Annotated in this window: 21 protein-coding genes; 11 read left to right on the top strand and 10 right to left on the bottom strand. The window is 37.1% G+C overall.

What is annotated here, in order from left to right:
• Positions 1-9 precede the first annotated feature (9 nt).
• The 5 genes from MTQ00_RS16710 to MTQ00_RS16730 form a co-directional block, all read right to left on the bottom strand.
• The gene (locus MTQ00_RS16710; RefSeq protein ID WP_273650362.1) at positions 10-963 is read right to left on the bottom strand and encodes a T9SS-dependent choice-of-anchor J family protein; all 954 of its coding nucleotides are present in this window, start codon (positions 961-963) and stop codon (positions 10-12) included.
• Positions 964-1039: 76 nt separating this feature from the next.
• Entirely contained in the window at positions 1040-2581 is a 1542-nt protein-coding gene (locus MTQ00_RS16715) for a protein adenylyltransferase SelO (protein ID WP_273650363.1), read from the bottom strand.
• Between the two features lie 73 nt (positions 2582-2654).
• Positions 2655-5036, bottom strand: coding sequence for a transglycosylase domain-containing protein (locus MTQ00_RS16720; protein ID WP_273650364.1), 2382 nt, complete (start codon positions 5034-5036; stop codon positions 2655-2657).
• Positions 5037-5042: 6 nt separating this feature from the next.
• Entirely contained in the window at positions 5043-5504 is a 462-nt protein-coding gene (locus MTQ00_RS16725; protein ID WP_273650365.1) for a gliding motility lipoprotein GldH, read from the bottom strand.
• On the bottom strand, positions 5497-6861 hold the full coding sequence (locus MTQ00_RS16730) for a PSP1 domain-containing protein (RefSeq protein WP_273650366.1): 1365 nt from the start codon (positions 6859-6861) through the stop codon (positions 5497-5499). The genes MTQ00_RS16725 and MTQ00_RS16730 overlap by 8 nt, the downstream gene beginning before the upstream one ends.
• A gap of 276 nt (positions 6862-7137) precedes the next feature.
• Between MTQ00_RS16730 and MTQ00_RS16735 the strand changes: the two genes are divergently transcribed.
• The 5 genes from MTQ00_RS16735 to MTQ00_RS16755 all read left to right on the top strand — a co-directional run bounded on the left by MTQ00_RS16735 (position 7138) and on the right by MTQ00_RS16755 (position 13038).
• Positions 7138-8373, top strand: a complete 1236-nt coding sequence (locus tag MTQ00_RS16735; RefSeq protein ID WP_172282038.1) for an OmpP1/FadL family transporter — start codon at positions 7138-7140, stop codon at positions 8371-8373.
• Positions 8374-8383: 10 nt separating this feature from the next.
• Complete coding sequence (locus MTQ00_RS16740) at positions 8384-9934, top strand: G-D-S-L family lipolytic protein (protein WP_273650367.1); 1551 nt, start codon at positions 8384-8386, stop codon at positions 9932-9934.
• A gap of 84 nt (positions 9935-10018) precedes the next feature.
• Positions 10019-10957, top strand: a complete 939-nt coding sequence (locus tag MTQ00_RS16745) for a ribose-phosphate pyrophosphokinase (RefSeq protein WP_172282042.1) — start codon at positions 10019-10021, stop codon at positions 10955-10957.
• Between the two features lie 56 nt (positions 10958-11013).
• Positions 11014-11655, top strand: coding sequence for a 50S ribosomal protein L25/general stress protein Ctc (locus MTQ00_RS16750; protein ID WP_172282044.1), 642 nt, complete (start codon positions 11014-11016; stop codon positions 11653-11655).
• Between the two features lie 162 nt (positions 11656-11817).
• Positions 11818-13038: an aminotransferase class V-fold PLP-dependent enzyme gene (locus tag MTQ00_RS16755; protein WP_273650368.1), complete on the top strand. Its 1221-nt coding sequence runs from the start codon at positions 11818-11820 to the stop codon at positions 13036-13038.
• Positions 13039-13091: 53 nt separating this feature from the next.
• Here the strand turns inward: MTQ00_RS16755 and MTQ00_RS16760 are convergent, their stop codons facing one another.
• On the bottom strand, positions 13092-13217 hold the full coding sequence (locus MTQ00_RS16760; RefSeq protein ID WP_273650369.1) for a GNAT family acetyltransferase: 126 nt from the start codon (positions 13215-13217) through the stop codon (positions 13092-13094).
• Positions 13218-13380: 163 nt separating this feature from the next.
• On the opposite strand from MTQ00_RS16760, the gene MTQ00_RS16765 reads away from it, so the two are divergent.
• The gene (locus tag MTQ00_RS16765) at positions 13381-14199 is read left to right on the top strand and encodes a T9SS type A sorting domain-containing protein (RefSeq protein ID WP_273650370.1); all 819 of its coding nucleotides are present in this window, start codon (positions 13381-13383) and stop codon (positions 14197-14199) included.
• 97 nt (positions 14200-14296) lie between these two features.
• On the opposite strand, the gene hemE is transcribed toward MTQ00_RS16765, so the two are convergent.
• Genes hemE through hemA form a run of 4 tightly spaced genes read right to left on the bottom strand, consistent with a single transcriptional unit; the run spans position 14297 to position 18252 of the window.
• A complete protein-coding gene (hemE, locus tag MTQ00_RS16770; protein ID WP_273650371.1) occupies positions 14297-15322 on the bottom strand; it encodes a uroporphyrinogen decarboxylase in 1026 nt (341 codons plus the stop codon).
• 41 nt (positions 15323-15363) lie between these two features.
• On the bottom strand, positions 15364-16047 hold the full coding sequence (locus MTQ00_RS16775) for a uroporphyrinogen-III synthase (RefSeq protein WP_172282054.1): 684 nt from the start codon (positions 16045-16047) through the stop codon (positions 15364-15366).
• Positions 16048-16082: 35 nt separating this feature from the next.
• The gene (gene hemC / locus MTQ00_RS16780) at positions 16083-16991 is read right to left on the bottom strand and encodes a hydroxymethylbilane synthase (RefSeq protein WP_273650372.1); all 909 of its coding nucleotides are present in this window, start codon (positions 16989-16991) and stop codon (positions 16083-16085) included.
• Positions 16978-18252 carry a glutamyl-tRNA reductase gene (gene hemA / locus MTQ00_RS16785; RefSeq protein ID WP_273650373.1) on the bottom strand — a complete coding sequence of 425 codons (1275 nt, stop codon included), beginning with the start codon at positions 18250-18252 and terminating at the stop codon, positions 16978-16980. Before hemA ends, hemC begins: the two co-directional genes overlap by 14 nt.
• A gap of 240 nt (positions 18253-18492) precedes the next feature.
• Between hemA and MTQ00_RS16790 the strand changes: the two genes are divergently transcribed.
• From MTQ00_RS16790 to rodA, 5 genes are read left to right on the top strand one after another with little or no spacing between them, the layout of a single operon-like run.
• On the top strand, positions 18493-19518 hold the full coding sequence (locus MTQ00_RS16790) for a rod shape-determining protein (protein WP_034680746.1): 1026 nt from the start codon (positions 18493-18495) through the stop codon (positions 19516-19518).
• Between the two features lie 26 nt (positions 19519-19544).
• On the top strand, positions 19545-20399 hold the full coding sequence (mreC, locus tag MTQ00_RS16795) for a rod shape-determining protein MreC (RefSeq protein WP_273650374.1): 855 nt from the start codon (positions 19545-19547) through the stop codon (positions 20397-20399).
• On the top strand, positions 20392-20898 hold the full coding sequence (locus MTQ00_RS16800; RefSeq protein WP_172282059.1) for a rod shape-determining protein MreD: 507 nt from the start codon (positions 20392-20394) through the stop codon (positions 20896-20898). The genes mreC and MTQ00_RS16800 overlap by 8 nt, the downstream gene beginning before the upstream one ends.
• Entirely contained in the window at positions 20895-22925 is a 2031-nt protein-coding gene (locus tag MTQ00_RS16805) for a peptidoglycan D,D-transpeptidase FtsI family protein (protein ID WP_273650375.1), read from the top strand. Before MTQ00_RS16800 ends, MTQ00_RS16805 begins: the two co-directional genes overlap by 4 nt.
• Positions 22922-24151 (top strand): rod shape-determining protein RodA, encoded by a 1230-nt coding sequence (gene rodA, locus MTQ00_RS16810; protein ID WP_172282061.1) that lies wholly within the window; start codon positions 22922-22924, stop codon positions 24149-24151. The genes MTQ00_RS16805 and rodA overlap by 4 nt, the downstream gene beginning before the upstream one ends.
• Positions 24152-24158 lie beyond the last annotated feature (7 nt).

Consider the following 24158-nt stretch of genomic DNA (forward strand, 5'->3'; position numbering starts at 1 on the left):
AAAAATCATTTATTCTTTGATGACTTTTTCTGAGGATGATGTCCCATCGTTAAATTCGATCTGCATCAAATAATTTCCTTTAGGGAGTGAAGAAAGATCTGCTTTTACCGAAGCCGTTTTTAAAACTGATTTTCCTGAAACATCAAAAACAGATATTGACTTTATTTTTTTGTCTGTTCTGATTTCAACTTCTCCTTTTGTAGGGTTGGGATAGATGCCTGTTCTAACTTTGGCAGAATTTTCGGATGTTGAAAGAGTGCCTGTAGTAATTTTAACGTCATCTAACATAAACATATATTGATCTGAGGACATATATTGGATACCAATCCTGATTGTTTGACCACTATAAGCATCCAAACTTTGCGTAACTTGCTGCCATGCCGCATAAGGAGCTGTTAATGGGGTTGCGCCAGATATTATTGTAAAGTTCGCAGCTGACGTAGGTGTACCGTTACCGACATATACTCCTATTTTATAGTTTTCTGTAAAGGCAGGAGATAGAGCTTTTACCCAAAGGCTTAACTGATTGCCACCTGCTCCTAATGTTACAGCTGGAGAAATAAGCCAGTCGTTATTTGCATTTACACCAGCAGCCGGCACTGCAGCCCAGGATACAGCTGTTTTTTGTCCACCATGTGGAGTGAAATTTCTTATTTCTTCATCCACTCCTGGTACTGAAGTCAGATTGTTTGTGGCATTACTTGCTGAAAGGTTAAAAATCTGAAATGCCATAGCACCACCGGCATTTGTCCAATTAGCAGTCCAGGTTGGTACGGTACTGCCTCCTACTACAGGCCCACCTCCTGTGTAAGTATTTCTACCGTCTAAATCTAAAGTCAGCCAACTTCCGATATTTGTAATGGCAAAATTCGTGTAAGATTCGAAGCCTTCATCTAACAAGACGGTTTGAGCAGTCCCCATCACGCTTGTTAATAATATTAAAGATAGTAAAGTCTTTTTCATAATGTAATTTTATAGTTATACTCAAAATTAAGCAATTTTTTAATAGATATCACGTATCTTATTTATTATTATGAACTTACGAACTGCAAGACAGCGTGGAACATCCGGAAATATCATCATAATCAACAGGCCTTTTTACGGAAAATTCAGGATAAATTTCCTGATAAGGATTTTCGAGGGCATGTATTAATTTTTTTAATAAATCTTTCTTCCCTTCATTAATTTCTTCAATGCATTGGTACAAAAGATAATTTCTAAGGATGAATTTTGGATTAGCTTTTTGCATCAGGTTGAGAGAGGCTTCCTTTGTAATTTTATTTTTTGAAATTCTTTCTTTGTATTTTTGAATAAAGTGTTTAAGCTTATTCAAAAGATCATCATTTAGGAAGGTATAAGATACATTTTCAAACAACTCTTTCAGGTCATCTCCCTCTTTGAGTTTTTCCAACTGATTAAAAAACAAGGTGTGATCAAATTCTAATTCCTGCATCAATCCCTGCCAGTTGCTGAAAAACTCTTCGTCACCATCTAATAGCTGATCGAATCCGAATTTTCGGCAAAGCATTTTGTCGTGAGCTTCCCAGAAATAATTACCATAATTATTGAGGGTATTTTCTAAAAATTTTTCATCCTTAATTAATGGATGAAGCGCATTTGCCAACTGCCATAAATTCCATTGTGAGATTTGCCCCTGCTTTCCGAATGCATATCTTCTTCCTGGCAAATCGGTGGTATTGGGAGTGAAATTCAGATCATACTCATCCATCATAGAGTATGGACCATAGTCAATGGTAAGCCCAAGCACAGACATATTATCTGTATTCATAACTCCATGTACAAAACCCACTCTGAACCATTCTGTCATCAGATCAGCCGTTCTTGTGCAGATGCTTTTAAAGAAATCTTTATATTTTTCAGAATCCGATGAAGTGATTTCAGGAAAATAATTGAGAATAGTAAAGTCACCGAGATCCTGTAAGGTTTTGTATTCTGCCTGAGCAGAAATGAGCTCGTAATGTCCAAACCGTAGAAAGCTTTCCGCAGTCCTGATAATTATCGCTCCTTTTTCTTTTTGAGGATTCCCGTTGTACATCATATCTCTTATGACATCTTCTCCTGTAAAACATAGGCTTAATGCCCTTGTAGTCGGAACACCAAGGTGATACATAGCCTCACTCATCAGGTATTCCCTGACTGAAGACCTTAATACAGCTCTTCCATCTGCATGTCTTGAATATGGAGTGGCTCCAGGACCCTTCCATTGAATTTCACTTTTTTTCCCGGAGTCATTGATTATTTCCCCAGCGAGTATAGCTCTCCCGTCTCCAAGTTGTCCGGCCCAGTTTCCAAATTGATGCCCGGCATATGCTGTCGCGTAAGGTTGAATATTAGGAGGTAAATTATTTCCAACAAGAAAATCCAGGTCGTTCTCTTCAAACTTTCCTAGGCCGATTTCTTCAGAAAGTTTTTCATTGAAAATAATTAATTCCGGATTGTCAAACCCGGCAGGACTAACCGTTGAGAACAAAACTTTAGGCGTTGCTCTCTGCATTGGATTTCCTGAAAAGTCTCCGGGAAACTTCTTTATAAAAGGCTGTTTGATCTCTTTAATATTCATGAATCAAAGATACAACAATAAAAAAAGACCTTTCAAACAGATTGAAAGGTCTCGTGTATTTGTAAAAGAGAATTTATTTATTAAAATCAATTTCTTCGCTCTTATTGAGGTTTTCATTGACGTTCTCTTCTTTCTTCGTTGTATTGCTTTTTGGTGTAGGATCTACAGGCCTAGGATTTTTAATTTGATCGATTGTCTGAAGTCCTCCCTCATCACCATAACCTCCACTCAATCCTTTGAGATCCGAACATCCGTCTTTCCAATCTGATGGTTTCACAAACTTATCATCTGGAGTAATGCCTAAACTTTTATCTGCCCAGACTTTTTTCATAAATATCGCCCAGATCGGCAATGCCATTCTTGCTCCTTGTCCTTCACCTGTTCCAAAGAAGTGAGTTGCTCTGTCTTCCCATCCTACCCAGGCACCTGTTGCTAGCTTAGGAGTTATTCCCATAAACCAACCATCGGAGTTGTTCTGTGTAGTACCGGTTTTGGCAGCAATTTCCACCGCTTTTGAGATGCCCCTTCTTGAAAGTTCTCCGGAAGCGGTACCAAATTGGGCTACTCCTTTCATCAATTCAATCATGGTGTAGGCATAACGAGGATTCATTACCTCTTTTGGATCTACATTTACTTCTTTGATAACCCTGCTGTTGGCATCTTCTATCCTCCAGATCATTTCAGGTTTATTATAGTTACCATAGTTGGCGAAAGTACTGTAAGCACCAAGCATTTCATAAATCGTGATGTCAGATGAACCTAATGCAATTGTATTGTTTCTTGGAATTTCCTCAGTTACTCCTAGATCTCTTGCAGTCTGTATTACAGCATCTACTCCGGTCATTTCTATGAGACGTGCTGCAACTGGGTTTTGAGAGTGCGCTAAAGCATCTTTTAACGTCAGCATTCCGCCTCTGCCGGGAACATGCCATCCATTATGGTCGTAGGTTCCGTTTGAAACAGCTGAACAAGGTGTCATTCCAAGCTTCATGATAGCAGTTGCATATACGAAAGGTTTGAATGTGGATCCAACCTGTCTTTTACCTTGTTTGATATGGTCGTACTGGAAATGCTGCCAGTCGATTCCTCCAACCCATGCTTTAATCTCACCGGTTCCAGGAACCATAGACATCAAACCTGCCTGAGCGATCTGCTTATGATATCTGATAGAGTCCCAAGGAGACATTTCAACTTCTTCTTCTCCATTCCATGTAAAACGTGATGTTTTTATCGGTTTATGGAATTCCATAAGGATTGAATCTTCAGATACTCCGGCTGCCTTAAGCAATTTGTAACGTCCCGTTCTTTTCATAGCCTGAACCATTACACTGTTGATTTGCTTATCCGTTAAGTAATAAAAAGGTCTGTTTTTTCTGCCTCTTTGTTCTGCATCAAATCTTTTTTGAAGGTCTGTCAAATGTTCTTTAATTGCCTCTTCCGCATATTTTTGCATTTTAGAGTCAAGCGTAACATATATTTTAAGTCCGTCTTTATAAAGGTTTAATTTTTTACCGGTTTCTTTTTCGTGATCTTTAAGATAACTATCGATCTCTTTTTTCAGATAAAACTTATAGTAAGCAGAGTAGTCATCATTGATGTTTTTGATCGGATGATAGTCTAAAGTAATAGGCGTTGCTACCGCTTTGTTGTAAGTATCCTCATCAATATAACCTGTTTTCTGCATCTGCTCCAAAACAACATCTCTTCTTGCCTTCGCTCTTGTCTCATTACGCATAGGATTGTTTTTTACCGGATTTTCCAGCATGGCAACAAACATTGCTGCTTCAGGTAATGTAAGCTGATTGGTGCTTTTGTTAAAATAGATTTTTGAAGCCATTTCAATTCCGTTTGCATTGTATAAAAAGTCAAACTTGTTGAAATAAAGCGTTACAATTTCTTCTTTGGTATATCTTCTTTCAAGGCTTACTGCCACAACCCATTCTTTTAGCTTTTGGAAAGCCCTTGCTAACTTGTTTTGTGAAGCTCCCCCTGTGAAGAGTAGCTTTGCAAGCTGCTGGGTAATGGTGGAGCCACCTCCTCTGCCACCTCCATAAACAACTGCTCTGGCAATTGATTGTAGATCAATTCCGGAGTGTTCTTTAAAACGCTCATCCTCTTTAGCTTGTAGTGCATACACAAGAAAAGGAGGAAGATCCTTATAGGTAATAGGTTGGGTTTTTTCTTTTTCAAATTTGCCTAAAAGAACACCATCTGCAGAAAAAATCTGAGAAGCAACATAAATGTCAGGGTTTTCCAGTTCTTCAACATCCGGCATTTCACCAAGAAAACCTTGTGAAACAGCAAAGAAAGTTCCTGAAATTCCCAAAACAACTACAATGAGTCCAAGCCAAATAAATCTAACCCACTTTTTCCAGGAGGTATTTTTATTATTTTTTTTGGGAGGAAGCGGAAACGTCTTTCCCTTACTTCCTGTGTTTTTTTTGTTTTCTTCCATTTATGATTACGGTTTAGCCGTTTCTATTTTTACTCCAATATCTTCAATCCCCGGAAGGAAATCATTTCTCATCGCTTGTATTAATCCAATTTCATATTTTCCTTTTTGTGGAAACCTGTAATTTAATTTATACTGGAAAAGCGTTTCCTTCGTGTCTCCAAAACCTGTTCCAAGCCATTCTCCATTTGGTTTTGTAAGAATATAATTCAACGTATCCGTCTCCTTTTTCTTGTTTTGAAGATTGGTGAAATTAACGATAAACCTTATATTGCTATAAGGATAATCGTTATTGTTTCTTACAACAAATATAATATTTTTAGGATTCTGTGGATCCGAAATCTCAAGATTAAATTTCTGCTCACTTTTCTTATTCCATTTACTATCAATGGAATTCATCGTGACATGTTCTCCCGGAGAATTACAGCTCAAGAAAAGAATAAGGGATAAAAATCCTAAAACTTTATGCATTGTTATCTTTTTTTGGAGGAAATTTTTTTTTAAATTTTTTCTTGTTTGGATTTTGTTGAGGCTTTTTCTCCTGACCGGAATTACTCGCTTCTACTTTCTCCAATTGAGCTTTTGGCTGCTGAGGCCTTGGCTGTTTGGGGTTATGATTAGAATTGGTATGGTCTGGTTTTTCAGATCTCTCCGGTTTATTTTTCCTTTGTCCCTGATTGTTGTTTTGCCTGTTCTGGTTATTGTGATTCTGGTTTCTGTTTTTGTTGAATCCTTTATTTTTCTTTTCGAATCGATCCACATTATTCTCCTGAATCAGATCAATGCTATGCAACGGGATATCCGGTTGTTTAAGTTCTTCAAGAGGGAGTATTTTTTCTCCTCTTTTATTTTTAGAAATGAACTGTTTTACAAGGTCAATATCAAAATCATACCATGCTACAGAGCTATCCACATAGGCAAACCACATTTTCTTCTTGAAAACGTCAATTTTAATACAGAAAGCTCTTCCTTTTTCTGTATCCAATGTTGTTGACGAAGAAGGGAAATTACTTAATGCATCAAGATAACTGTCTAATTCATAATTTAGACAACACTTTAGTTTACCACATTGCCCGGCAAGTTTTTGCGGGTTGATACTTAATTGCTGATATCTCGCAACGTTGGTATTTACAGATCTGAAGTCGGTAAGCCATGTCGAACAGCAAAGTTCTCTTCCACAAGACCCGATTCCTCCGATTTTTGCGGCTTCCTGTCTGAAACCGATCTGTTTCATGTCGATTTTTGTTCGGAATGTAGAGGCGTATTCTTTTATTAACTGTCTGAAATCGATACGATTATCTGCAGTATAATAGAATGTTACCTTAGAGGCATCTCCCTGATACTCTACATCAGTAACTTTCATTTCAAGCCCCAGATTATGGGCAATCTTTCTTGCCTGGATCTTTACGCTGTCTTCTTTTTTTCTAGCTTCCTGCCAAACTTCAATATCTTTTTGATTGGCTAATCTGTATATTTTTAGTGAGTTTTCTTCAGAAAATTTTTTCTTTTTCATCTGAATTTTCACTAATTCGCCGGTGAGACTTACCACACCAACATCGTGTCCGGGACTAGATTCTACGGTGACTACACTACCTATATGTAATGGAACATTATTTACATTTTTATAAAACGATTTTCTGTCATTTTTAAATCTAACTTCTACAAAATCACACCTGTTAGATGCGGGATTATTGATGTTAGATAGCCAGTCGAAAACACTTAATTTATAACTATTACCACAGGTATTTACATTTTCACAACCATTCGCGGATTTCTTGGGTCCGCAAGAATGCGCAGAATCGCCGGATGTTTTACATCCACAACTCATATAACTATTATTTAATCTTGCAAATTTATATATTTTTATCTTTATGTAATTCTAAAAAATTCAAATATTCGTCAACATCATTGTTTGATATTAAACAAAAAACACTTTTTTATCACCGAATTTTACCAATGTACTAGTATATATGCTTTTATGGTGAATTTTTCCTAAAGTGTTATTTTAAACATAATTTTCTTTTCGTATAATGTTTAAAATATTAAGAAATATTAACAGACCTATGCAAAATAATTTTATATTTGGGTTATATAATAATAGTCTATGAAAAAAATATTAGTATCAACTGCTTTATTGGCGGGTGTTTTATCTTACGCTGGAGGCTTCAGGGTTTCTTTGCAAGGGGTAAAGCAATTGGCAATGGCACATACTAGTGCTCATGCTGAAGATGCAAGTGTGGCATTCTTTAACCCTGCGGGTATGTCATTCATTCCTTCTAAACTGAGTATAGTTGCCGGAGGATTTGGAGCAAGTAATAAAGTTACTTTTCAGAATTTAAATACTTTACAAAGTACAGAAACTGATAATCCTCTTGGAACACCTATTTATGCGGCTATTGCTTATAAACCGCTGGAAAATTTATCAGTAGGTTTCAGCTTTTCAACACCTTTTGGTAGTACGATCCAATGGCCAAATGATTGGGAAGGAAGAGAAATGGTTCAGAAATTAGAATTAAAAAGTTTCTACTTCCAGCCAATGGTTTCAGTAAAACTGGCCCCGTGGTTAGCTTTTGGAGCGAGTTATATATATGCAAGAGGAAAAGTAGACTGGGATAAAGCAATTACTCAATTTGGAGGTGAGGTAAATATTAATGATGAGAAAGCAAGTGGACATGGATACGGGTTTGGTTTCTATTTCAGACCTGAAGAAAAACTGGATGTTAGTATTGCATACCGTTCTCCGGTTGATATGAAAGCGAAGAATGGAACAGCAACATTTAAATTTCCATCACAGTCTATCTACTCATTATTAGGATTAGGAGCGAACGGACAAGATGGTTTCTCTGCAACGCTTCCTTTAGTGGAAGAATATACAATAGGTTTAACCTATAAGATTACACCAAAATGGTTGGTTTCTGCTGATTTTAACTATCATGGATGGGAAAGATACAGTAAACTGACATTGGATTTTGCCAATGCTCCTATTGGAAACCAAGCAGATCCTACGGTGCTTGTTGCTCCAAAAAACTTCAGAAACTCAAAAACCTTCAGGTTAGGAACGCAATATGCATTTAGCGATATGATTTTTGGACGTTTGGGAGCTTATTATGATGAATCTCCTTATTCTGACAACAATTTTATAGCTGAAACACCTTCATTTAATACTTATGTAGTAACAGGAGGGGTAGGCTTTAAGTTGAAACAATTTGGAGTTGATATTGCTGGAGGATATGCAATGCCTCAGGCAAGAGACGTTAATAATGCGAATCTTGGATTCTACGGACAGGCAAAAGCCAGGGCGTTTTATTTTGGTCTAGGTTTATCTTATAATCCTTTTTAATTGAAAGACTATGAAAAAAATTATAATTTCTACAATCGCTGTCTCTGCGCTTTTATTTACAACGAGCTGCGAAAATGATTTTGATACGGATGTTAAAGATATCCAGGTATCGAAAGGGAATGCAGACTTTTCTAAATATGTAGCATTGGGTAATTCATTAACATCAGGCTATAGAGATGGAGCTCTTTATTCAGATGGACAAAATGAATCTTATCCTTCTATGATAGCTCAGCAAATGAAACTTGTCGGAGGAGGAGATTTCAAACAACCGTTAATGCCGGATAATAATGGTGGATTGCTGTTAAATACCTTAGCCGGTCCTGTTCAGATTGCCAATACAAAATTATTCATTAGTGGTTTTGTAAATGGTTCTCCTGATATTAAAAATGCGAATAATAATACAGCAACAGCACTTGTAAATACCATTTTGACGGGTCCTTTCAATAACATGGGAGTTCCGGGAGCAAAAGTGGCTCATTTGCTGGCTCCTGGATATGGTAACATTCAAGGAATTGCTACTAAAACAGCTAATCCGTATTTTGTAAGATTTGCATCAAGTCCTACAACATCTGTAATTGCTGATTTTAAAGCACAGAAGCCTACTTTCTTTTCATTATGGATAGGAAATAATGATGCGTTGTTATATGCTCTTGCAGGTGGAGATGCTACGGTTGAAACCCTTACACCACCGGCACAATTTACACAATATTATAATGCATTAATTAATGAGATTGCCTCTACAAATGCTAAAGGTGTTATCGCAAATATTCCTAGCGTTACTTCTATTCCTTCCTTAACAACTGTTCCTTATAACCCTTTAACAGCTTCTGTTCTAGGTGGAGGTAATGTTACTGTAGGAAATGCAACAATAGATAATTTAAATACAAACTTATACGGGCCATTGAGTCAGATTTTGGCTGCAGTAGGAGGTGCTGGAAGAATAAAGCCTTTGTCTAAAACCGAAGCTAATCCATTGCTTATAGTAGACGAAAGCCTTCCTAATCTAGGTGCTCAGATTACAGGTGCTGCTTTAGCATCCGGAAATCCAACCCTGATTGCTTTAGCAACATATTTAGGAGCTACTTATGGACAAGCAAGACAGGCGAAAGCAGGAGATTTGGTTCCTTTAACTTCTAAAGCTGAGATTGGAACACTTCAAACATTGCCTCCAGGGGTTCCCGCTAGCCTTGGTGCAAAAGGAATTGCTTATCCGTTTGCTGATAAATATGTATTGACGGCAACAGAAGTTACTGATGTAAACACAACCATTGATGCTTATAACGTAACGATTAAAGCAGCAGCAGATGCTAAAGGATACGCTTTTGTAGATGCCAACAAAAAGATGGTTGAACTTAATAGCCAATCCGGAATTTCATTTGACGGGGTAAGATATACTGCGAAGTTTGTAACGGGTGGAGCTTTTTCTCTTGATGGAGTTCACCTGACAGGAAGAGGTTATGCTATTGTTGCGAATGAATTTATTAAATCAATTAATGCAAAGTATAATTCTTCTTTACCACAGGTAAATGCGAATAATTATTCAGGAGTAAGATTCCCTTAAAATATAAAGGAAACAAAAACTTAGAAACCACAAGACTAATTCTTGTGGTTTTTTTTTAAATTTGCAAAATCTTAAAAAGTAAAAATGGCCGATCAGTTAAGTTATCTATTTAGTACAAGGACAAGTAAGGACTTGGCAGAAAAAATTGCTCAGCATTATGGGCAGGGATTAGGAAAAATAAACTTCCAGGAGTTTAGTGACGGGGAATTCGAACCTGTTTTAGACGAATCAGTAAGAGGAGGTAGGGTTTTCCTGATTGGATCTACATTCCCTCCCGCGGATAATCTATTAGAGCTTCTTCTAATGATTGACGCTGCAAAAAGGGCTTCTGCGAAAAGTATTACTGTTGTACTTCCTTATTTCGGACTTGCAAGACAGGATAGAAAAGATAAGCCAAGAGCTCCTATAGGTGCTAAGTTGGCTGCTAATCTTTTAACTGCTGCGGGAGCGACCAGAATTATGACCATGGATCTGCATGCGGATCAGATTCAGGGATTCTTTGAAATTCCTGTGGATCACTTGTATGCGTCAACTATTTTTGTAGATTATATCAGAGACCTGAATCTGGATAATCTTACCATCGCTTCACCGGATATGGGTGGGGCAAAAAGAGCTAAAAACTATGCCGGACACCTGGGTGCTGAAGTAGTAATTGCTTACAAAGAGAGAAAGAAAGCTAATGTTGTAGAGGAAATGTTCCTTATCGGGGATGTAGATGGTAAAAACGTTATTCTTATTGATGACATGATTGATACAGCAGGAACGCTTTGCAAAGCTGCTGATATCTTAATAGAGAAAGGAGCAAAAACAGTTAGAGCAATGGCTACTCATGGAGTGCTTTCAGGAAAGGCTTATGAGAATATTGAGAACTCTAAATTGCTGGAAGTTATTGTAACTGACTCAATTCCTGTTAAAAATAATTTGTCATCTAAAATAAAAGTGCTATCTTGCGCCCCATTATTTGCAGATGTTATGAAGATGGTTCATGAGCACCAGTCAATCAGTAGTAAATTTGTTATCTAATTGATTTACTGAAGTTTGCAAATTGTATTTTAAAACAAAATTTTAAATTTTTATAAATGAAATCTATTACAATTCAAGGTACAAAAAGAGAAAGCGTGGGCAAAAAGTCTACAAAAGCTTTACGTGATGCTGAATTAGTTCCTTGTGTTGTTTATGGAGGGACAGAACCATTGAACTTCTCTGCAGAAGAGAAATCTTTCAAAGGTTTAGTATATACTCCTGAAGCACACACGGTATCTATTGAAGTTGACGGACAAACAATTCCAGCAGTTCTTCAGGATATTCAGTTCCACCCAATTACAGACAAAATTCTTCATGCTGACTTCTATCAATTATCTGCTGATAAGCCGGTTATTATGGAAGTTCCGGTAAGAGTTACTGGTCGTTCTAAAGGTGTTGTTGCTGGGGGTGTTCTACGTCAGTCATTCAGAAAGCTAAAAGTAAAAGCGATCCCTGCAAACTTGCCGGATGAGATCGTTATTGATATTACTTCACTTAAGATTGGTAACAAACTATATGTTGGTGCTATCAAAACTGAAGGATATTCTTTCATGCACCCTGACAATGCAGTTGTTGTAGCTGTTAAGATGTCTAGAAATGCAATGAAGGGAGGTGCAGCAGCACAAGATGATGAGGATGAAGAAGAGGTTGTAGCTGAAGGAGCTGCTCCAGCAGCTGAGGAAACTGCAGCTGAATAAGAATTGCTTAATAACAATGATATAAAAACCTGTCAATTTTTTGGCAGGTTTTTTATTTTAGATTGCATCTATAATGCTATTCTTTCTTTAGCCTTTCAAAAAAAAAGATGTAAATTTGAAGTGTTCTAAATAAGAACATAATAATTGTAAAATTTATAATAAATGTTTGACATTCAAGAAATAAGAAGTCAGTTTCCTATATTAGATCAGGAGGTCAACGGTAAGCCTCTGGTTTATCTGGATAATGCAGCGACATCACAAAAACCAAACTCCGTTTTAGAGGTTTGGAACCAATACTATACAGAAATTAATGCAAATGTACACAGAGGGATTCATACTTTAAGTCAGCTTGCTACTGAAGAAATGGAGCTTTCGCGAAGAAAGATCCAGAAATTTATTAATGCAAAGCATGATTTTGAGGTGATCTTTACAAAGGGAACAACGGAAGGGTTAAACCTCATCGCTTATATTCTTACCGGAAAGCTGAAAAAAGATGATGAGATCATTATTTCATATTTAGAACATCATTCTAATATTGTTCCATGGCAGTTGCTATGTGAAAGAACAGGTGCAAAGCTTCGTGTGATTCCGATTGATGACAATGGTATTTTACAGCTTGATTATTTGGATCAGTATCTAAGCGAGAAAACTAAAGTTGTTGCCGTAAACCAGGTTTCAAATGCATTGGGGGTTGTAAATCCTATTGAAGAGATTATCTCAAGGACCAGGAGGAATTCCGATGCTTATATCGTTATTGATGGTGCGCAGTCTGCTCCTCATTTCAGAATTGATGTGCAGGCAATGGATTGTGATTTCTTTGTATTTTCAGGGCATAAAATGTACGCTCCAATGGGAACCGGAATCCTGTATGGGAAAGAACATATTTTAGATTCTTTGCCACCGTTTCATGGAGGAGGGGAAATGATTGCCACATGCTCATTCGATGGAACGACCTATGCCGGGTTGCCATTTAAGTATGAAGCAGGAACGCCAAATGTCGGAGGTAATATAGCATTAGGAGCGGCAGTAGATTTTATTGAAAAAGTAGGACACGAAAATCTTCAGAGACATGAGAATGCTTTGTTGGAATATGCTCAAAGACAGCTTTTAGAGATTGAAGGTCTTAAAGTCTATGGAGAAAAGGCCAGAAGAACGGGCGTTGTTTCCTTTAATTTAGAAGGAGTAGGAATATCTTCCGATGTAGGAATGATTCTGGATAAGATGGGTGTAGCTGTAAGGACAGGGCATCACTGCACGCAACCTATAATGGATTTCTTTAATATTGCAGGAACTGTAAGAGCAAGTTTTGCCGTGTATAATACTTTTCAGGAAATTGATCTTCTTGTAGAGGGAGTAAAAAAGGCCAAGAGAATGTTAAGTTAATCGAAATAAAAAAATAAAAAAGCAGTTGTAAAACTGCTTTTTTTATAGGTTTATTATTCCCAAGGAACGCAGTGACATCTTCCTTGTATAATAACCTGGTAATATCCGTAGGCGCATTCCAGGCATATTTCGCCGCCGGCATATATAGCCTTCATTGTTTCTTTGTTTAATTTTTTCATGTTATTTGATTTTTAAAGTGTTAGAAGTTAAATATAATCATAAATTCAAGTAAAACTCTTATGTTTTTTTGTGTTTAATTTTCATAAAAAATAATTATTGTATTAAATTTTACAATTATAATGATATTAATTATTAAATTTAATATAATAAATAAGATGCGTTATGAAAAAATATTTATTTTCTTTTATTTTGGTGTGTGGAATATACAATGCCCAAGTGTTCTCTGAAAATTTTGATGGAAATGTTTTACCATCCGGATGGACGACAAATAATCCCGATACTTCTTTTAATTGGGACGTAGGATCTGAAAATGGCTTCGCTACATTTCCCTCAGGTGCAGCTTTTTTTGATGATGATAATGCAGGACCCTCAAGCATAAACTCCAATGCCAGGCTTGTATCTCCTGTTATTAACCTATCGGCGGTTCAGAACCCTAAACTCTCATTTAAGTATGCTAACATGATTTATGATGATGATTCAACGTTAAAAGTCGAGGTTTTTAACGGAACATCATGGGTACAGGTATTTACTTTTTCGGGGGATGCTGGTCAGTGGGATCTTGATTTTAATACATTTTTATATGTTGTTACAACCTATGAGCAAGCTACGGATATTGATCTTACGCCTTATGCCAATGCTAATTTTCAAATGAGATTTGTATATGACGATGCAGGGGATTATTCTTACGGTGTTGTCGTAGATGATGTTGCCATTACTTCCGGAGCATTAGGTACTTCTGAGGTTTCATTTTCAGATAAGATGCAGGTATACCCTAATCCTGTGAAAGATTTTGTACATATTCAGTCTGGAAACTTAAGATTTGACTCTAAAATCACCGTGCTGGATTTAGCAGGCCGACAAGTTAAGAGCTTTACAGGATTGGCAGACGGATATAATCTTTCTGATTTGCCGAAAGGCAGCTATCTGATTCTGATAGATAATAAAAAGGAAATTATCAGTAAAAAAATTATAAAAGAATAATCTCTGAAATAGCCTCCTAAGCAGGGGCTTTTTGTAATAACAAATCCCTTTCGATAATTATTGAAAGGGATTTATTTTATATTTGGTTGTGAAACTATTAAGGCTTCCAGTCTACAACAGCTCTGATAAAGGCTTCTGCGTTCTCCAGTGGAATGTTTGGCAGAATTCCGTGACCTAAATTAGCAATATAGCGATCCTTTCCAAATCGATGAATCATCTCGTTTACCATCTTTTTTATGGTTTCAGGGGTTGAATGCAATCGGGCCGGATCAAAGTTCCCTTGAAGGGTCATTGTATGATTGGTTAAAGTTCTTGCAAACTCAGGTTTTATTGTCCAATCTACTCCAAGAGCTGAGGCCTTGGACATTGTCATTTCTTCCAGGGCAAACCAGCATCCTTTTCCAAATACAACCACGTGGGTCAATGGGCTTAAAGCTTCCACGATCTGATTGATGTATTTCCATGAAAATTCCTGATAATCATCTGGAGAGAGCATTCCTCCCCAGGAATCGAAAATTTGCACTGCAGATACTCCTTTTTCTACTTTTCTCTTTAAATAGGCGATGGTAGTATTTGTAATTTTTTGAAGAAGCAGATGGGCTGCTTCCGGTTGCTGAAAACAGAATGATTTGGCAATATCAAAAGCTTTACTTCCTTTTCCTTCCACACAATAGCAAAGGATAGTCCATGGAGATCCTGCAAAACCAATCAACGGGATTTCGTTATCTAATTTTAATAAGGTTAATTCTATGGCATCAAAAACGTATCCTAAAGTGTCATTCACATCCGGAACAACAACATTCTGAACCTGCTCCATTGTTCTGATGGGAGTGTCTAGCCATGGGCCTACTGATTCCTTCATTTTAAAGTCGATTCCCATTGCTTGTGGCACTACTAAAATGTCAGAAAACAAAATAGCAGCATCCAGCGGATATCTACGGATCGGCTGTACGGTAATTTCAGAAGCCAGTTCAGGAGTTTGACATCTTGTAAAGAAATCATATTTATCTCTTAATGCAATGAATTCCGGCAGGTATCTTCCGGCCTGTCTCATCATCCACACAGGAGGTCTTTCTACGGTCTCTCCGCGAAGGGCTTTTAAATATAGGTCGTTCTTAATCATAATTTATTTAAATCTGCAGTAAAATTGATAGCGCAAATTTGCTACAGGTTGTTCTTACTTTCTCTTCTGATCATTTCTAAAATGGAAACCAAAGTATTACCTTCTGAAGTGAAAATTTTTTCCCGGGTATACTTTTTTATTTCATTGGAGGTTGTTTCTCCAATAGAAAACAGCTTCGTATGATCTAATGAATTTCGCTTTGCAAAACTACGAACTCCACTTGGACTGAAAAAGACTATGCCATAATATTTTTCAGATATTAACGGATTGATCTCTTCGGTATTATAAACCGTTATCTTTCTGTACTTGATATTTTGTAATGGCAGTTCATTGTCCAGAACATCAATGGCCAGGTTTCCACAAAAATGCAGGAATTGTTCATGTGGACAATGCCCAATGATAAATTCCGAAAGTGCTTCTGCATTTTTCAGAACCTTAAAGGTGCCAAACCCATATTTTCGGAGGATTCTTTTTGTTTTTTCCCCGACGCAATAAATCTTGTTGTAATTTTTTGTCGTAAAATCCTCATTGGGTCTGAACTGATTTTCGAAAAAAGAAGTCACTCCGTTGGCACTTGTGAAAATAAGTGAGTAATTTTTTAAATCGAATGGTTTAACACGAATCGGAGTTGTTTTAATTACCTCAATACAATCAACCCCAATGTCATCTCCTAATTCTTTGGATAAAACAGAGGGGTCTATATTTTTGGTAAATAAGATTTTCATTTGAGATAAAATTGATTGCCGGCAAAAGCCTGAATTTATATCTGGCTCTTTATTTCGGCCATTAATTCCTTGCCTCCGTTTTCGAGTACTATTTTTGCATATTTTTCTCCGAAATTTTCACTCTCATTATATGTGAAATTTTCGTCCGTTGCGATGCAGTTTTTTCCGTCCAGTGAGCAAAGTGCTGCTTTAAAGCGGATCTGGTCATCAAATATTTCAGCAAAGGCTCCGATGGGTGCAGTACATCCTCCTTCAAGGGTACTAAGGAAATTTCTTTCAATCTCAACGCAGATTTGTGTGGGTTTATGATTAATCTGACGTACTATTTCATTGATTTCTTTTTTATCCGAATGTCCGGCAACTGCGATAACTCCCTGAGAAGGCGCTGGGATCATTAAAGGAAGCATCTCGTAATCAATGTCCATTTTCATTCTTTTGATGCCCGCTAAAGATAATATAGTGGCATCAAAATCCTGTTCTTCCAATTTTTGAAGGCGTGTCTGTATATTTCCACGAATATCGGAGAAAGTTGCTTCCGGATAATATTTCAGCCAAAACGCTCTTCTTCTCAAGCTGCTTGTTGCTAACTTAAGTTCATGAAACTCTTTATTTTTTGCTGATTCTTTTCTTATTAAAACATCCTGCGGATAATCTCTTTCCAGATATGCGATAAGTTCTGTATGTTGGGGAAGTTTTGTAGGGACATCTTTCAGAGAGTGTACAGCAATATCTATTTCATCATTTAATAATGCGGTATCCAGATCTCTGGTAAAAACGCCTGTAATCCCTAAAGCGTAAAGAGGTTGATTAAGATTTTTATCACCCGAAGAAAGGATGGGCATGATCTCAGTCGTGTAATTATTATTTTGCAGATACCTTGCGACCTCTCTCGCCTGCCAAAGAGCAAGTGCTGAATTTCTTGTTCCTATTCTAATGCTTTTCATTGAATTCGTTGTTTGGTTGTTCAACTAATATTTCGTGCATTAATTTACTAATTTCTTCGGCTTTTAAAGGGTTATCTATGATGTATTTTGCAAAACGGCTGGTAATTTTCTGAATCATCTTTTCAGAAAGTGCCATATCGTCTACATTGATGTATTTATTTTTTCTGTAGAACTGATGCATTTCATTACGCTCCATATTTTTCAGGACCGCTTTGAAATGATGAATGTTGGGAGCGAGTTTTCTTTTTTTCTCCCACTCTATGAAGTCTTTAGACATTTCCTTGATGATCTGTTCTGCTTTTGGAATTTCTTTTTCTCTCTGCTGGATTGTTTCCTGAATTTGTTTTGATAATTCATCCACATCGATCAAGGTTACATTTTTATTATCCGTAACATTTTTTTCAACATTGTGGGGAATGGAAAGATCAATGACCAAAGTTTCTTTTCCGTTTGGAAAATGTGAAGCGTTTACAATAGGATGTTTTGCCCCTGTTGCCACAATCAGAATGTCTGTATTTTTCAGTTCTTTATCGAAGTCTGAATAATCAACGTGAGGAATGGTATATTTCTGAGAAATCTTTTCAGCTTTCTCCTGGGTTCTGTTGGTGATTTTTATTTTAGGCTGATAAACGTGCTTTACAAGATTCTCAACCGTATTTTGTCCGATTTCACCCACTCCTAAAAGCAGAATATTTTTCTCGGTAATCCTTTTTTGATTATTCAGAATGTAATGAACAGCGGCATAAGAAACTGAAGCGGCCCCATTGGATATCCCGGTTTCATTTTTAATTCTTTTTGAAATCTGGATCGCCGAGTTGATCGCTCTTTCCAAATAAGGATTAGAGTTCTTTCTTTCTTTTTTAAAACGGCTGTATGCTTTTTTGATCTGCCCGATAATCTCAAAATCCCCGATGATCTGGCTTTCAAGACCTGCGGCAACCCTGAACAAATGAGTTAAAGCCTCCTCCTTGGTAAGGATATTGGCAAACTGCAAGAAATCAGTAATGTTAACCCCGATCGTTTTACAGTATTCTTCAGCAACCAAAAGATAGTTGGAAGTAGTGGTATATATTTCGGTCCTGTTGCAGGTAGAAACCACAAAGGCATCCCCTAAATTTTCATCGTGAATACGGGTAACGAAATTTTTTATGTTTTCATCAAAAAACGCAAATTTCCCTCGTGTTTCTCCATCTGCCTTTTCGTAGCTTATGGAAAGAACGGCGAAATTTGAAGTTTGATTTGTATGAGTGTTTTGTAACATATCCGAGGGCAAATTTACGCTTTTTTTAATTAAACACTTTCTGAAATTGTGTATGATAATTATCGTGAAAAACTATAAATCCGTTACTGTTCTGAGTTTGGATTGATATTATAAGAAATTAAATTGACCGTTAAAGAATTATTTCAAATTTTAATAAAATTTTAACCAAATTATATGCTTGCCAAATTTTATTGGTAGTGTTTAATTTATATCTTTGTAAACTTAAATCAGAAGAAAAATATGAGTTTATTCGATATGTTTACGCAAGAAATTGCGATAGACTTGGGAACCGCTAACACACTTATCATCCATAATAATAAAATTGTTATAGACCAGCCCTCAATTGTTGCAATTGAGCGATCTACTGGAAGGCCGATAGCTGTTGGTGAACAGGCTAAACATATGCAGGGGAAAACCCATGAAGACATCAAAACAATTCGTCCTTTGAAAGATGGGGTTATTGCGGATTTTCATGCTTCTGAACATATGATCAAGGAGTTTATTAAAAAAATTCCTGGTATCAAAGGTAAATTCATTCAGCCTGCTTTAAGAATTGTAATCTGTATCCCTTCCGGAATTACGGAAGTGGAAAAAAGAGCGGTAAGAGACTCTGCACAGAAAGTAAATGCTAAGGAGGTAAGACTGATTTATGAACCAATGGCAGCTGCAATAGGAGTAGGAATTGATGTTCAAAAACCGGAAGGTAATATGATCATTGATATAGGTGGAGGGACAACTGAAATTGCAGTAGTTGCTTTAGGAGGTATTGTTTGTGACAAGTCTGTGAAAATTGCAGGGGATGTATTCACGAATGATATCGCTTATTTTCTGAGAACACATCACAACCTTTATATTGGCGAAAGAACAGCCGAGAGAGTGAAAATTGAAGTAGGATCTGCTGTTGAAGATCTGGATGTGGATATTGAAGATATTCCGGTACAAGGTAGAGACCTTATCACAGGTAAACCAAAAGAAATCATGGTTGGGTATAAAGAGATTGCCCGCGCATTGGATAAGTCGATCATCAGAATTGAAGATGCCGTAATGGAAACTCTTTCTTTAACACCACCTGAACTGGCAGCTGATATTTATAAAACAGGTATTTATCTTGCAGGAGGAGGTGCATTGTTGAGAGGTCTTGCAGACAGATTACATAAGAAAACAGGTCTTCCTGTTTTTGTAGCTGAAGATCCGTTAAGAGCGGTTGTTCGCGGAACCGGGATTGCACTTAAGAATATGGATAAATTCAATTTCTTAATTAAATAATTTTAACTTTTACGAACACTATCTGAATGGGATTTTTGCTGAGATTATTTTCGAAGAACGCTCTTTTTGTCTTCTTTATTTTCTTGCAAATTATTGCTCTGGTCCTTATATTTTCTAAAAATGCCATGCAAAAATCCTGGATTGCTGGTCAGTCCGCAGCGTTAAATTCCTGGGTTTCCGGTTATATTGATGAAGGGGTTTCTTATTTGAGGCTTAAGCAAATCAATGAAGATCTTGTTGCTCAGAATAAAGCTTTAATGATTGAGCTGTATGGAAAGGATGGTGCTAAAAAGCCGGTCTTCAGAAAAGTTCACGATACTTTAGGAGGTGGCCAGATCTACACCTTTGTGGATGGCGAAATTGTTTTCAACAGTATTAACAGGAGAAATAATTATTTTACAATTAACCGTGGCCGCAGAGATGGGGTATTTCCTCAGATGGGAGTTATGGCTCCGAAGGGAATTGCAGGGATCGTTATAAATTCAACAGATAGTTATGCTTTGGTTCAGTCGGTTTTAAGTGTTAACCGTATCAGGATCAATGCTTCGTTAAAGAAATCTGGGTATTTTGGAACCTTAACATGGAACGGGGATAATTCTAGGGTAATGCATTTGGCAGATATTCCGAAATATGTAGCCCTGAAGATTGGAGATACGATTGTTACCGATGGAAAATCAGCGATTTTTCCCAAAGGGGTAATGATTGGAACTGTGGCAGGATACTCAGTAGATAACAAAACCGGTTTCTGGGATATTTCAGTAGAACTCAGTGAGAAAATGGGTTCCCTGAATAAAGTGTATGTGGTAAAAAGCCTGAAGAAAGCTGAGGTTCAAAAAATCCAGGATACATTACAGGCAGTAATAAAAAAGGAAAATGATTAGCAGAACACTTTTTACGGATATATTAATCATGATCTTTCTTGTTGCATTACAGATTTTTGTATTGAACAGGATCACTTTGTTCGGGAAGTATACTCCCGTGCTATATCCTGTATTTGTCATGTTTTATCCTTTTTTCAGAAATAAATTTCAATTTTTGGCATTGAGTTTTTTAATAGGACTTTCTATTGATGCCTTCTTATATTCATGGGGAATTAATGCACTGGCTACAACACTTATTGCGTATTTCAGAACATTGATCTTCAGGACGTCCACTGATACGTCCACCGACTTCTTTTCTTTTCAATCTCTGCAATGGGGGCAGTTCTTACTTTTTCTATTTTCAAGTATTTTCCTGCACCAGCTTTTAGTACAGTATATTGAGTTCTTTAAGTTCAGCAGATTTTTTGAAATATTGTTTAATGTGTTGGTAACAAGTGTAATTTCCTTTATATTTATAGTTGTTTACGCATTAATCTTTAAAATCAAACAAAAAGTTTGAACACACGTTATTTAAAAATCTTTGCCGTTGTTGCTGTTATTGCCCTTATTTTTGTGGCAAGGCTTGCATATTTACAGTTGTTTACGGACAGGTATGCGCTAAACGCGGCTAATACATCTATCAAAATAGAATATGTGATCCCGCAAAGGGGTGTTATTTTTGACCGGAATGGAAAAATCATGGTAGGTAACCAGCCGGCTTATGAGATCTCTTTCACTCAGGCTTTAATGAAACCTGATTTTGATACTTTGGGATTTTGTAATTTAATGAAGATAAGCAAATCCGACTTCATTAATAAAATCAATACAATCAAGAAAGAAAAATATTATTCTAAGCTCACTCCGATGACTTTTATCAAAGATCTGAGCAGAGAAGATATTGCGAGGGTTCAGGAAATCATCTTTAAATATCCTGCATTCAGTATCGTTTCCAGACCTCAGCGTCAATATGAGGTCTCCACTTCCGGAAATCTATTAGGGTATACAAGTGAGGTTAATGAAAGGGATATAAAAAAGGATTCTCTTTATTACCTGCCGGGAGATTTCATTGGAAAAACAGGAGTTGAAAAATCATACGAAAAAGAACTTCGTGGAGTAAAGGGGATGAAATACATCCAGAAGGATATCAGACTTCGAAACATTGGTTCATACAAAAACGGAGCATTAGATAAGGATGTAATTACAGGAAAAGATATTACTCTGACCATTGATTATGATCTTCAGAGAATGGCGGAGGAAATGATGGTGAATAAACATGGTGCCATCGTTGCCTTAGATCCTAATAACGGGGAGGTTTTAGTGTCGGCGACAGGTCCGGATATTGATCCTAATCTTTTCACAGGGCCTATGAAATCCAAAAATTTATACGCTTTATCTAAAGATACGATCTACGAAAATAAGCCAACATTTGACAGGTCTCTGCAGGCAGGGTATCCTCCTGGTTCCACTTTTAAACTACTTACGGCATTATCTGCTATGCAAATGGGAGTAATGGATGAAAACACGATTTTCCCTTGTGGGGGCGGATTCAATTACAGAGGATTACGAATCAAGGGGCACGGTGGAGCGGAACCTTTAATTCCTTCCATACAGGTTTCAAGTAACTGTTATTTTTCTTATGCATTTTTAGCGATTGTTAATAAATATCCGGGAAATCCATCTAAAGGTGTTGACGAGTGGAAAGCTATTATGAGCAGCTTTGGGGTTGGAGAATTTTTAAACAATGATTTTGCCGTTGGTGCAAGAGGAAGAATTCCTTCCGGAGCATTTTATGAAAAAAGAATGGCATCCATCCTTAAAGCAAGTGGTTCTAAAAAAGACAGTAAAAACTGGGATCCTTTGGCTACAGGTGCTGTTTTCAACGGAATGGGACAGGGGGACGTAATGGTTACTCCTTTGCAGCTTGCCAATTACGTGGCAGCTATTGCCAATAGGGGATGGTATTATACTCCGCATATTGTAAAATCAATTGACGGAAAGCCTAATCCGGATCCGAGATTTAAGAAAAAGCATAAAACTCTGGTTGATCCTAAACACTTTGAGCCTGTTCTTAAAGGAATGGAAGCAGTGGTATTAAGAGGTACGGCAAGAGGATTGAAATCAAATGATTTTACTCAGCTGGCCAAGACAGGGACTGCTCAGGTTCCTCAGGGTAAAGATAATTCCATATTTGTTTTGATTGCACCGGCGGATAAGCCAAAAATTGTAGTGGTTGCTGTAATGGAGCATGCAGGATTCGGTGCTACATGGGCAGGACCAGCAAGTACGGTGATCGCGGAGAAATATATTACAGGAGATCTGAAAAGAGAAAATCTTTACAAAAAGATGACATCTGCCAGCTTTATGCCTGAATATAAAAGACAGTGGATTGTCGATTTAAAACGTAAAGGTTTATACAAAGATCCGAAGCAGGATTCTGTAAAACTTAAAAAAATACAGGACAGTCTGGATTTTATAAAGAAACAGAAAGAAAAATTACAGAAACAGATAGACGCAGAAACTCAAACTAAAAAAGATAAAAAGCAATGAAATGGACAGAAGGATTAGATAAATTAGGCCTTGGTCTATATTTCCTGCTTTGCATTTTTGCGATAGCAAACATCTACAGTGTGGAACCGGCAAGTGGGACCAGACAAGCAGTTTGGTTTGGAATATCTGTTTTTGTAGGGCTCATTATCTTTTTCACCCGTACCAAGTTCTTTGAGAATATGGCAGGGATTATCTATATTATTGGAGTCTTATTACTGATCGGATTGTTTCCCTTTGGAAAAGAAGTTCTTGGGCAAAAGAACTGGTACAAATTCGGACCTTTAAGTTTGCAGCCGGTAGAGTTTGCAAAACTGGGAACAGCATTGATGCTGGCTAATTATGTCTCGGGTCCCGATTTTAATTTAAGTAATAGAAAATCTTTATTGACCTCTCTGGCGATCGTGGGAATTCCTGCAGTTGTTGTACTGGCAATTCCGGATGTTGGCTCACTGCTTGTTTTTGTAGCATTTTTCATTGCATTGTATAGAGAAGGATTAAGTGGATTATTATTCGGGATAGGATTTCTTTTTGCTGCTGTTTTTCTCGTTTCTCTTGCGGTGAATCCTATTTATGTAGTGATTGCTATTCTGGTCATTGCAGGAATTTTAATTGCAATGAACTATTATAAAATGTCCTGGAATGTTATATCCATTTCAAGTATTGCAGGCTCTATTATTCTGTTGTGCGGATTGGCATTTGCAACACCTTATATTTTAGAGAAATTACCTAAACACCAAAGGGAGAGGATAGAGGTTCTTTATAAAGGAGAAAAGGCATTCAGGGATACTTCAGGATATAACCTTCTTTATTCAAAAACAGCAATTGGCTCTGGCGGACTTTTAGGAAAAGGATATCGTGAGGGATCAGTAACCCAGGGCAAATTTGTACCTGAACAGAGTACGGATTATATTTTCTGTACCGTTGGTGAAGAATGGGGATTTGTAGGAAGTGCGGGACTTGTTTTGTGCTACTTATTGTATATTGGAAGGATCTATTACCTTGCAGAGAAGCAAAAGTCTATTTTTAACAGGGTTTTTGGCTACTGTTTTGCTTCCATCCTGTTAATGCACTTTTCGATCAATTTAGGGATGGTTATGGGACTTTTTCCAACCGTTGGGATCCCGTTACCTTATTTTAGTTATGGAGGAAGTTCTTTGCTGGCCTTCTCTACTATGACCTTCATCTTTTTTAAGCTCAACTATTCGGATAAAAACAGTCTGGTATAGAAGCGGT

Origin of the sequence: Chryseobacterium sp. B21-037 (assembly GCF_028570785.1) — a bacterium.
GTDB lineage: Bacteria > Bacteroidota > Bacteroidia > Flavobacteriales > Weeksellaceae > Chryseobacterium > Chryseobacterium proteolyticum.